Below are 10,908 nucleotides of genomic sequence, written 5' to 3'. Positions count from 1 at the left end.
TATAGCTTCCTTTTTAAAGGATTCAAAATCAAAATCGTATTGTGTTGCCATATTTATGTCGATAGTTTAAAGTTACACTATTGACACAGTTCGTGAAACACCCTCTTACTTTGAGGAAAATGTGGGGGATGTTCCGTTCTGATTTAAGTTTTTATCCTTTAGAACTTTCTCTTTGGGTGAAAAGTAGTTCCCCTAGCAATAATAAAGTAATCATTCATTTACTTCAACAAAATGAAGATTATACTTTAACTAATGACTCATTAAAAGTATTTTCATTTAGAAGTTCTATAGATTTAAGTAAAACGGAGTGGCAACAAATTACTATCCCATATAATTTGTTCGTTGAAGATAAAGAAGGGAGAGGAGATCCGATTGATCTTAAACGTGTTGTTGGGTATGAATTTGGTGTAGAAAATACATCGGGGAAGGCGCATGAATTTACAATGAATTTTGATAGTTTTCAGCAGTTTACATCATTTAAACCTACTTTTAATAAAAAAAATAAGTTTAGTAGTATCTTTATACAATTACATGCTAGTCTACACGAACATTTAGATTGGGAACCAACTTTTAAGGCATATAGAGCAGTTGGTATAGACACTGTAATTTTACAGCAAGCCGTTCGTAATGATAAAACGGGATCCGTATCCAATTATAAAGGGACAAAACTACCCAATATTATCAAACAATATCAAATGATTGAGAATGCATTTACTGCAGCGACTAAAACAGGGATGAAAGTTATATTAGGATTAAATGCAGGTAAATATCCTATCAATAAAAATGAAGCCACGGTGTATGATCAATTATATGAAATAAATAAAATTATAGTGGATGAACTATATAACAAGTTTTCCAATAATAAAATGATGGTAGGTTGGTATATTTCAGAGGAGTATCATGATGGTACTTGGAGAGGGTGGTGGAAACCTGAAGATGCATATTTACTATCACATTATCAGGAAAGAGTAGCTTCATATGCAAAATCTAAGGAGAAAAAATTTCTTGTGACTATAGCGCCAGCTTTATGGCGTGGCCGTCCAGCAGATATGACCTATGAGTTTTATAAACGAATTTTAGAAAAAACACCAAGTGTAGATATTTTATACCTACAAGACTGTGCAGGAAGGCTTAATATTCTTAATGATGATTTAATAATTGATTTGCCCAATTATTTCGCTATGGTAAAAAAAGCTTGTGATGAGACAGGTGTCAAGTTTGGCGTTGATATAGAATCTTTTACTAAAGGTAACTGTACTATTAAAAGAGGAACAAAAGAATGGGAGGATTTAAAATTATTATTGGATATTGCAGGAATGTATACTCAAAATATTTCTCAGTTTAGTTGGCATTCTTTTAGACCAGGAATAGGAGCGTTTAGTAACTATGAGAAGTATATAAATGAATAATTTCCTTGTGTTTTGTGCTCTTAAACAAAAATATGTCATAAAATAAAGAGTGAGAATCGCTCATCTTCAAATTATATAAAAATGAAATTATAGTGTATATAGAAAAAATAAACTTAAAATAATGATAAAAATGAAAAAAGTATTTCTTACAATTGTTCTTTCTGTATTCCTTTTATCAGGGATAAATGCTCAGAAAAAATCTACTGCTATTTTTTTACATCATGAAAGTGTAATGAATACCCTTAATCTTGATGCAGATCAACGAGCCAAAATAATGGACATTAAAAAAATAACTGATCCTAAACTTAGAGAAATAAAAGCTAATACTTCACTTAGTCCGGAAGAAGCTACTAAAAAGATGAGAGAAGTATGGGCAGAGCGCACAAAACTGCAGAATGAAGTATTAAGTGCCGATCAACTAAAAAAATTGAAACAAATGCGTGCAGAAGCAAAGCAGGCAAATTAATAATAAAGAGCTGTCTAAGAAAACCACTAAACAACTTGAGTTTCGGAGTGATGAAAAGTTTTAAGACAGCTCTTCTCTTTCTATGGTATTAATAGTACTATTGAAATGAGACTTTTTTCTATCTTGAGTTTAATGACATTGTTGAAATAAAAGTTTTGTTTTTTTCGGTAACGTACCCAATAATTTGATATATTAGCTGAAGAAATAGTTGACCAGTTGTAATAAAAACAAATTTTGAAACCAAGCAGAATTATATAATACCAGTTTTAAAAGTAGATGCCTTAAATAATGAAACCACATATTAAATCAATCCTGACCTACCTATTTATAGGACTATTCGCTGTTCAACATGGAGCATTTGCGCAAGCTACAACAGCAGGCATAGATGTTGAGGATCCCAGATTAACAGGATCTAAAAACCTAGAGTTTCTGGTGAACCCTGATAAAAGTGATTGGGTATATAAATTGGGTGAGCCAGTAAAATTCACAATAAAGTTATTTGTTGATGGTAAACCCCTAGAGTCTGCAGATTTATCTTATATGATTGGATTGGAGAAAATGACTCCAACAAAAAAAGGAAAATTTTCTCTTATAAATGGTTATGCAACATTAGATGGAGGAACTTTAAATGAAGCAGGTTTTTTACGATGTGATGTAAGGGTGAATGTGAAAGGGAAGATATATAAAGAATTGGCAACAGCTGCATATGAGCCAGAGAAAATAAAACCAACAGCGGTAACGCCAACGGATTTTGATAAATATTGGGATACAGCGATTAAAAATTCTAAGAATGTTTCCTTAAATTATAAACTGACTCCTATACCTGAAAAAGGAAACGAGCAAGTAGATGTATTTCAGGCAGAATATGAGTTTTATAATAATGGTGTGCAAAAATTTTATGGTGTATTGAGTATTCCTAAAAAAGAAGGGAAATATCCGGCAATTATTCGTTTTCCCGGTGCAGGGTGGTTGCCTTTGAGCGGAGATCAAAGTAATGCAGCTAAAGGATTCATAACCTTGGATTTATATATTCATGGAAGGCCGGTAATTATGGAAAAAGCATATTACACAGCTTTACAGGCTAACGAGCTGAAGGGCTATCAATATAAAGGAACATCTGATCGAGATTCATTTTATTATAAAAATGTAATATTAGGATGTGTAAGATCTGTCGATTTTATCTATTCGCTTCCTAAGTTTGATGGAAAGTACATTGGAGGTTGGGGGTCTAGTCAAGGAGGAGCTTTGTCTATTATTACAACATCCTTAGAGAATAGAATAAACTATTTGGTGGCTTTGTGTCCGGCAATGTGCGACTTTACAGGCTACTTGAATGGAAGAGCAGGAGGTTGGCCTCATTTTTTTCTTAAACCAGAACTTTATGAAAACAATAAAGAGCAAATAATGAAAGCATTGTCTTATTATGATGTAGTGAATTTTGCTAAAAGAATAAAAGTTCCCGGATTTTATTCTTGGGGATTTAATGATGAAACAACACCGCCTACATCCTTTTACTCTGCTTACAATTCTATAAAGGCTCCAAAACAGGTCTTCATTATACCTTCTGGAATACATAAAATTTATCCGCCTCAGCGAGAAAAAACTTATGTCTGGTTATTAGACAATTTGAAAAAAGACAACTAGTTTTTGTTTGCATCTTTTGTATTTGCCCTTCTGTAAAGTTGGGCAAATCAAAAGATAAATCTTAATTAAAATGAGATTTATGAATATGAAATATAAAATTTTGTTTCTGTTATATGTGATTGTATTAGGTTGTAATCCTCAAAAAGCAAAAAGGAGAATAATCCCGGTAGAGAAAAATATTCAGTTAGAAAAATCAGTTTTGGATATAAGTGTGGTAGCTAAGGGGCTTAACGTTCCATGGGAAATAACATGGGGTCCAGATAATAAAATTTGGATAACAGAACAACATGGAGAAATAAGTAAGTTGGATCCAGAAACAGGGGAAAAACATAGAATATTAGAAATAAAAGAAGTTTGGAAAGATAGAACAACAGGTCTTTTAGGAATGGCTATTCATCCGAATGTGAAAGAAAATCCTTATGTGTTTGTAGATTATACGGTAAAGAATAACGGGAAGATATTTTCGAAGTTGGTTAGATATACCATACAAAGAGACACCTTAATAAAACCTACTACCTTGTTAATTATACCTGGGAGTACTGGTCATAACGGATCAAGGTTAGCTATTTCTCCTAATGGAAAACTTTTATGGGCAACGGGTGACGCGCAAAAAGGAGGAAATGCACAAAATGAAAAGAGTTTGAATGGTAAGATATTGCGAATAAATATAGATGGAACAGTTCCCGAAAATAATCCGATACAAGGAAGTTATGTATGGGCAAAAGGTTTTAGAAATATGCAAGGATTGGTGTTTTCAAAAAGGGGATTTCTCTATACCTCTGAACATGGCGATGCTTTAGAAGATGAAGTAAACCTTATTGTAAAAGGAGGGAATTATGGATGGCCTAATATAGAGGGGATACACGATATTGAAGAAGAGAAAGAATATGCACTGAAAAATAACACTATAGAACCTTTGCTATCATGGACTCCAACGATTGCACCATCAGGGATAACCTATTATGGACATAAAACCATTCCCGAGTGGGAGAATAGTTTACTTCTGGCGACACTGAAAGCAAGAAGTTTACATGTATTGAAGTTGAACGATGATGGTACAAAAATCTTATCGGATAATATATTTTTAGAGAATGAGTATGGACGCCTAAGAAGTGTTTGCGTTTCACCAGAGGGAGATATTTACGTTTCTACTAGTAATAGAGACTGGAACCCTTACAGTAAGCCGATAGAGGCCGATGACCGGATATTAAAAATAAGCAAAGCAGCTAGGGTGACTAGTGACAAGGTACTGAAAGGGAAGTTGGCATCAGAGAATAAAACTATAGAAAATATAGATCAGTTATATAGCGTTTATTGTGGCGGTTGCCATAAAGATGATGGTTCTGGAGTAGAAGGAACATTCCCAGCTTTAAAAGGTTCTTCCTTAGTACAAGGAAGTAAGGAAAGCCTGATAAAAGTATTCTTAAAAGGTAAAAAAACAGAAAACAAAGCCGAGCAAATGCCTTCTTTTAAGTTTCTTAATGACGATGAAGGGGCAGCGATATTGACATATATAAGAAAAAACTGGGGAAATAAAGCAGAGCCAATTCAAGCTTCTGAAATCAAAGGATTAAGATAATACTCGGAATAAGATATAAGTTTTTTATTTGATTGATTGTTTTGTAAGGCATTGAGTTTATTGAATAAGAAATAATTTGTCATAAATGTAATATTAGCACAAAATGAACAATATTTTAATCAAGTTAAGCCGAATTAGTTTCATTATTATATTTCTTTTGACCTCATCAATTTGTATGGGTCAACATAATTTAGACCATATACGAACAGCCTCTAAAAATTGGCGGATAAGTTTTGCTGGATCTTCTGTTACTTGGGGTGGAGGTTTTTTACAATCAGGTTTGGTAAAAGAAGCTATTTTAAATATCCAGAGAAACCAATCTATAACTGTAGAGCCGGATATGGTAAAGGTGTTGGGAAATAGTTCTTATTTAAGCGGGCCAGATAATCAAAAATATTTTGATGGTAAAGCCTTGAAAATTACCGGTATAAATTCGAGTATCAAGTTTTCGATTACAGGAGATGAGATTACACTTGTTCAAGGAATAGAAAGAGATAATCATGCGGCTTCCGAAATAGAAGTATATATAGATGGCAATTTATACGACACCATTAATAACTGGAACACCAGTCCCATAGGGATAGATAAGCTGGAGTTCAAGGGTGATGGTGTCAAAAAGCAATTTGATTTAGGAAGAGCCTTTACGTTTAGGCATCAACTGTTGTTGAATGAAAAAATACTTAAAGGAGATCATAATCAAGGCGGTTATGGAGGCGGAGAAATCCCTAAAGATTTAGACTATCTGGTTATTAGAAAATACGGAAAAGATAAGCATGGAGACCCAGAAGTACATCACTGGATTTCATTCAAAACAGCTCCGGCTAAAGGAGATAAAGTATTGGTTGCTTTTTCTTATGGTGAGGAAATCAGTTACGAAAAGACTACCATAGGAAAATCCGATAAAGGAGAGTTGGAAAGCCCTTTCGGAGACGGGGATGTTTCGTTTGATATAACTAAACCAACACGAGTTTCCAGCGGATTAGATTTTAGAGAGACCGATGATAGAGCTATGAAGACTTACAGATTCGAAACTATTCAAAAACGGGATGTCGAGCTGAAAATAAAAGGCAATTATAAAGAGTCAAAAGGTATTCCTTATTTTATCTTCAATCTGGCGACTAATAGGATTTTTTATTTCCAAAATGCTGGTATAGGTGGCTGGAAATTAGCTTTTTTTAATAACCCGAATGAGTTCTACCGAGGATATAAGAAAATTGCCAGTTTCTCACCAGATATCCTGTATATAGAAACAACACCCAATGACGATTGGAGTGTGAAAGGATACAAGCTTTATACTGAGTACCCTGATTTATCTTTGACAGAACTACAGTCTATCAGGACGCTTCCTATCAAATCTATTACCTATAATAAGGAGTCTGACACCTATAATTTTCAAAAATGGGTGGGAAGAATCGATAAAATAACAGCACAGAGTGTTACCTATTTGGCAGACAAACAGCATCAAACAGATGCTCTGCCCCGGCGGGGAGATTATGTGTTTCTGGGAGGGTATTATTCAAATAATAAAGAGTATGTGGTAAGGAAAGTAGACAGATACGATGACACTAAGTATCAGATATTTTTTGATAAACCCATTACTGCGCAAGAATTAATCTATAAAGATATAGAGACACTTAAAGGTATGGAAATCAGGGTGAGATCTTTGTCTGTCTTTGAGGAAGAATTCAGAGAATTTATAGCCCACATGAGAAAAGCCAAGCCTGAATTGAAAATAGCATCTATGGTTAATCCCCTTCCTATTATTGGCGCAAGAGAACTATGGGGATATTGGGATTTGATGAATGATATCTCTAAGGATATAAAGGTCGATAATTTGGGAATTCAGACTTTTTATGATTACCAGTATTCGCAAAGTAGAGACAAAGAGGTGGTTGTAGATGCAAATGCTTTAAAAATTAACCCGTTGACCGGTTATATGGAAGCAAGTATAGATAGATTTGATGGTAAGAATCGCCAAAACTATGAAGTGATTGTTAACGGGAAAAATGTTTACGGGTTAGATGCTGTAGTGAGAAATCCCTATGCTTATGGTGTAGATACTGGCTTGAAGAAAGAGCAGCTTAACATGGATTATCGGAGGGAAGGAGTGAGAGCAAATCAAGGAATCAACCAGAAAATGGAATTGGTTTTTCTTAAGAATGCACCTAAATCGGGTAAAATTCATATTAGATTTTCGACTAAAAACTGGAGTGGAGATGGTTGTCATGTAAGAACAGGGGACGATGGTTCTAAGCTTTATGGAGAGGTTTATTATGACTACTTCAATAAGTTAGAGAAAGAATCAATGTTAGGTAAAAGTTCTAAATGAGCTGAATCTGTAGATTTTAGATAAAATATCATTGTTACAATAAATTACAGTATATGAGTATAAGAAATAACTGTAAGACATTGGAGATGATATGGGATCTACCCATATGCTTTAGATCAAAGATTAAGATAACTAAAAAACTAAATGAAAAAAAAAGAAGAATCAAAACTGATGAAAAGGGTTAAGGAAATTATTCCCGGGATAATTATAGCTGCCATTGTTTTTGGCCCCAGTAAAATGACCATTACTTCTAAATTGGGAACAGACTATGGTTATAGTATGTTGTGGATTGTTGTAGTGGCTATTTTCTTCATGACTGTTTTTACCAAAATGGCCAGTAGGATAGGTATAGTAAAGAAAGATTCATTATTAACAATAATTGGACAAAAATGGGGAAGATGGGCAGCTATTGTTATTGGTTTTGGGATTTTTTTAGTAGCAGCATCTTTTCAGGCAGGAAATTCAATTGGCGTAGGAATTTCTATAGGAGAAGCTACCGGGACATCACCAAAAATTTGGGTCATTGTATTTAATATTATTGGTATTCTACTACTGTTTTTCAAAGAGTTTTATAAAATATTAGAAAAATTAATGCTGTTGTTAATATTTATGATGCTGTTATCATTTGTTGTCACGGCTTTTGTGGTAGATCCGAAGGCAGAAGATATTCTGAGTGGGTTTATACCCAGTCTGCCGGAAGGTTCTGTGGGTTTGGTTATAGCCTTTATGGCCTCTTGTTTTTCGATTGTTGGAGCATTTTATCAAGCTTATGTAGTTCAGGAAAGAAAAAAAACGGGGGAAGAGGAAGAGGTCATTATTGATAAGAGTATAGTAGGTATGATTGTTTTGGGATTAATGAGTGCTATAGTGATGATTTGTGCAGCGACGGTACTACATCCCAAAGGAATAAAATTGGCAAGTGCTATGGATATGGCAAAAGCCTTAGAGCCTTTATTTGGTCATTACGCGTCAATCTTGTTTTTGATAGGTTTGTTTGGAGCTTCTTTTTCTTCAGTAATAGGTAATGCCTCAGTTGGAGGAACCATGTTGGGAGATGCATTAGGTTATGGAAGTAAATTACAATCTGTCAAAGTACGAGCTTTGATAGCTGTATTAATGATTATAGGTGCAACAGTGGCAATAATATTTGGAAAACTTCCTTTAGAGCTGATTGTGCTAGCTCAGAGCGTGACTATTTTCTTGGTACCTTTTATTGGGATTGCTATGTTTTTGGTTGCAAATGATAAGAAAATTATGGGAGAGTATAAAAATAATAGATTCACTAATATATTCGGAGTGTTAGGGCTGTTATTACTTTCCTTTTTAGCGATTAGTAATGTATACGATTTATTTATAAAATAACAGATTATGGAAGATTTGATAGCTTTAGAACAAAAACTGACCAGACCAAGTACCAAACTTATAGAAGATATAAAGAGTATAGATGGTGATATTATGCTACTTGGTGTTGGGGGAAAGATGGGGCCAAGTATGGGGAAGTTAGCTGCGCGGGCAATAAAGGAGGCAGGTATTAGCAAACGTGTTATAGGTGTTTCAAGGTTTAGTGATGAAAAAGCAAGAAAAGAACTAGAAGACGCCGGAATAGAAACTATAGCCTGTGATTTGTTAAACGATGAAGAGCTTTTTAAGCTTCCAGAAGTTAAAAATGTTATTTATCTGGCGGGGCATAAATTTGGGACAGTAGGCAACGAAGGTTTTACCTGGGCAATGAATACATACTTACCTGGTAGAGTATCCGAAAAGTTTAAAAACTCAAATATTGTAGCATTTTCGTCAGGGAATGTACTTCCTTTCGTACCAGTAACTTCGGGAGGAGTAAGTGAAGAAACCACACTAGAACCTATAGGAGAATATGCACAATCCTGTTTAGGAAGAGAGCGCATATTTGAGTATTTCTCTAAGAAAAATAATACGCCATTACTTATATACCGTTTAAACTATGCTGTAGATTTTAGGTATGGTGTAATTATGGAAATCGCAAAATCCGTATTATCAGGAAAACCGATTGACTTAAGGACCGAGAATGTAAACGTTATTTGGCAAGGAGATGCTAACGAAATAGCTATAAGATCTTTATTACATTGTGCAAGCCCGGCTAAGATTTTAAACGTAACTGGACCAGAGACACTATCTACAAAATGGGTGGCAGAAGAATTTGGCAGAAAATTTGGTAAACAACCCGTTTATCAATATGAGGCAGAAGGATCGGCATTATTAAATAATGCGGCAGAATGTCATAAACTATTTGGTTATCCGCAGGTTACCATAAAAGAAATTATAGATATCACAGCTATCTGGTTAACTCAGGGAGGCGAAGAGTTTGGTAAAGCAACACATTTTCAAGAAAGAGGAGGGAAATTTTAATGAAACGGTTAAGTGAAGAGCTTAAGCAGTTATTGGATGAAGGAACAGTATTGCCAGCACATCCATTGGCATTAACAGCCGATAGAACAATTGATGAGTTTCGTCAAAGACAGTTGACACGGTATTATATAGAGTCAGGAGCAGGGGGGGTAGCTGTAGGTGTGCATTCGACTCAGTTTGAAATTCGGGATCCGGATATTAATCTTTTTCGTACAGTTCTAAAATGGGCATCAGAGGAGATTGATAGTGCTAAACTGGAAAGACCCTTTCTGAAAATAGCAGGTATTTGTGGCCCTACAGATCAGGCTGTTGCAGAGGCAAATATAGCTGTTGAGTTGGGATATGATATTGGATTGTTAAGTATGGGAGGTTTGCAGGGATGGACGGAAGAACAAATATTAGACAGAGTAAAAGCTGTAGCGAAAATTATCCCTGTATTTGGTTTTTATCTGCAACCTTCTGTAGGGGGTAGAATATTCAGCTTTGATTTTTGGAGTAAATTTGTTGAGATTGATAATGTAGAAGCAATTAAATGTGCCTCGTTTAACAGATATCAAACACTGGATGTAATGAGGGCAGTAGCTAATTCTTCCAGAAGAGAGAAAATATCCATGTATACAGGAAATGATGATAATATCATAGCAGACCTTCTAACAGAATATAGCTTTCCGGTAAAAGGAGAAATGCAATCTGTAGGCTTTAGGGGAGGTTTATTAGGACATTGGGCTGTTTGGACAAATAATGTGGTACAGCTTATGGAGCGTATTAAGAAGTATAGGAAAAATAAGACAATAGAAGAAGCAGATGCGCTATTAAGTTTAGGTGTACAGGTTACAGATGTAAACGCAGCTTTATTTGATCCGGCTCATGATTTTCACGGTTGTATTCCTGGAATACATGAAGTTTTGCGTAGACAAGGTCTTTTGGAGGGGCGGTGGTGTCTTAACTCCAAAGAAGAATTATCTGAAGGGCAAATGGAGGAGATCGATAGAGTTTATGAGAATTACCCTCATCTTAACGATGACGAGTTTGTGAAACAATTTTTGCATAAAGAGAAGCAGATGTCTCCTATTATAAATAGCTATTAATTACAAAA

General features: G+C 34.8%; 8 protein-coding genes. All 8 read left to right on the top strand.

Annotated elements, in window-relative coordinates; all coding sequences use genetic code 11:
* Nucleotides 1-119: 119 nt before the first annotated feature.
* The 8 genes from ACFSAH_RS19835 (at nucleotide 120) to ACFSAH_RS19800 (ending at nucleotide 10,900) form a co-directional block, all read left to right on the top strand.
* Nucleotides 120-1,409, top strand: a complete 1,290-nt coding sequence (locus ACFSAH_RS19835; protein ID WP_379664451.1) for a DUF4434 domain-containing protein — start codon at nucleotides 120-122, stop codon at nucleotides 1,407-1,409.
* Nucleotides 1,410-1,539: 130 nt separating this feature from the next.
* The gene (locus ACFSAH_RS19830) at nucleotides 1,540-1,875 is read left to right on the top strand and encodes a hypothetical protein (RefSeq protein ID WP_379664450.1); all 336 of its coding nucleotides are present in this window, start codon (nucleotides 1,540-1,542) and stop codon (nucleotides 1,873-1,875) included.
* Nucleotides 1,876-2,163: 288 nt separating this feature from the next.
* A complete protein-coding gene (locus ACFSAH_RS19825) occupies nucleotides 2,164-3,519 on the top strand; it encodes an acetylxylan esterase (RefSeq protein WP_379664449.1) in 1,356 nt (451 codons plus the stop codon).
* Nucleotides 3,520-3,604: 85 nt separating this feature from the next.
* A complete protein-coding gene (locus ACFSAH_RS19820) occupies nucleotides 3,605-5,098 on the top strand; it encodes a PQQ-dependent sugar dehydrogenase (protein ID WP_379664448.1) in 1,494 nt (497 codons plus the stop codon).
* Nucleotides 5,099-5,273: 175 nt separating this feature from the next.
* Complete coding sequence (locus ACFSAH_RS19815; RefSeq protein ID WP_379664447.1) at nucleotides 5,274-7,427, top strand: hypothetical protein; 2,154 nt, start codon at nucleotides 5,274-5,276, stop codon at nucleotides 7,425-7,427.
* A gap of 144 nt (nucleotides 7,428-7,571) precedes the next feature.
* On the top strand, nucleotides 7,572-8,789 hold the full coding sequence (locus ACFSAH_RS19810) for an Nramp family divalent metal transporter (RefSeq protein WP_379664446.1): 1,218 nt from the start codon (nucleotides 7,572-7,574) through the stop codon (nucleotides 8,787-8,789).
* A 6-nt stretch (nucleotides 8,790-8,795) separates the two neighbouring features.
* Nucleotides 8,796-9,812: an NAD-dependent epimerase/dehydratase family protein gene (locus tag ACFSAH_RS19805; protein WP_379664445.1), complete on the top strand. Its 1,017-nt coding sequence runs from the start codon at nucleotides 8,796-8,798 to the stop codon at nucleotides 9,810-9,812.
* Nucleotides 9,812-10,900, top strand: coding sequence for a dihydrodipicolinate synthase family protein (locus ACFSAH_RS19800; protein ID WP_379664444.1), 1,089 nt, complete (start codon nucleotides 9,812-9,814; stop codon nucleotides 10,898-10,900). The genes ACFSAH_RS19805 and ACFSAH_RS19800 overlap by 1 nt, the downstream gene beginning before the upstream one ends.
* The last annotated feature ends 8 nt before the right edge of the window (nucleotides 10,901-10,908 follow it).

This window comes from Pseudopedobacter beijingensis, from assembly GCF_042678145.1.
In the GTDB taxonomy this organism is placed as follows: Bacteria; Bacteroidota; Bacteroidia; order Sphingobacteriales; family Sphingobacteriaceae; genus Pseudopedobacter; species Pseudopedobacter beijingensis.
Note: the sequence above shows the minus strand (reverse complement) of the source record. Positions and strands in the feature narration are given on the sequence as shown.